Raw genomic sequence first — 301 nt, 5'->3', positions numbered from 1 at the left:
AGGGCCCCCGCCTCGAGGACCTGGAACCCGGTAGCTGGGGCAGCGGGCCCCGGATCGTGGTACTCGTCGACGACTACGACGTGCTGACCACGGCCGGCCAGTCGCCGCTCGCGCCCTTCCTGCCGTACATCCCCGCAGCGGTCGACATCGGCCTCCACTTCGTCCTGACGCGCCGGGTCGCGGGCGCGTCGCGCGGCATGTACGAGCAGCTGGTGCAGGGGCTGCGCGAGTCGGGGGCCTCGGCCGTCCTCATGGCGGGTGACCGCAGCGAGGGCCAGTTGTTCCCCGGTGTGTACGCGAG

Annotated in this window: 1 pseudogene; it reads left to right on the top strand. The window is 72.8% G+C overall.

Annotated features, from left to right (window positions below):
- Positions 1 to 301: pseudogene (locus tag IH13_RS0130730) on the top strand (hypothetical protein); the annotation flags it as partial.

It is taken from the genome of Streptomyces sp. NRRL WC-3549 (assembly GCF_000721935.1).
Classification (GTDB): Bacteria; Actinomycetota; Actinomycetes; order Streptomycetales; family Streptomycetaceae; genus Streptomyces.
This window is presented reverse-complemented; position numbering and strand designations above follow the sequence as displayed.